The 574-nt window shown below is 50.9% G+C and carries 1 protein-coding gene and 1 pseudogene; one reads left to right on the forward strand and one right to left on the reverse strand.

Going from position 1 to position 574, the window contains the following annotated elements; all coding sequences use genetic code 11:
* Positions 1 to 220 (reverse strand): YicS family protein (locus tag K0335_RS22200; protein ID WP_219394169.1); only part of this gene is annotated, 220 nt, incomplete at its 3' end.
* Between the two features lie 196 nt (positions 221 to 416).
* Between K0335_RS22200 and K0335_RS22205 the strand changes: the two are divergent.
* Positions 417 to 574, forward strand: a pseudogene (locus K0335_RS22205) (transcriptional regulator); the annotation flags it as partial.

A 574-nucleotide genomic window follows, 5' to 3' on the forward strand; every position in this document is an offset into this window, starting at 1 on the left:
TCGCCTCCCGAATATGCTGCTGGTTCCCCTCGCTTGCCATGATTTTTTTCTCCCAGGCTTCATCGGTTAGCGCGCGTTTGGGCGTACACATTTTGCGCAAATCCTTTAAAATCGTATTTTTTTCATGCGCCGACTGGAGTGAGCTAAACGGAGAGTCGGCATACGTGACGCCCGGTAGCGCGACAAGTGTGGCAATAAGCAGAAGCGTTTTTCGTTTCATAAACGGTATCCTTATCGGTTTGCACTTTTTCAAGAGTAAGTGTAGACCGTGCGACGTTCACTCATCGGGGCGTGCTATCCGTTGGCGTTGAAGTCAGGCAAAAGTGGGAAGGCGGTTTCTCGCTGCGCCTTCACTTTCTTGCGTGGCAGAATAGTGTATGTTCTGACTACTCTTTTATTTCGTAAGCGGTAGTTTAATGAGACGTATTGAGATCGTACTGGGAGAGCTGGAACGGCTGACGCGCGGGCTATGCCTTGCCGATTTGGCGCAGGAGACGGCGTTTACGGCGGAGGCGATAGGTTTCAATCTTGGGCTGGCGCGTAACTCCGTCAGCAAAGATCTCAATCAGTTATG

The organism is Escherichia sp. GZ89 (assembly GCF_019366485.1).
GTDB classification, from domain to species: Bacteria; Pseudomonadota; Gammaproteobacteria; order Enterobacterales; family Enterobacteriaceae; genus Escherichia; species Escherichia fergusonii.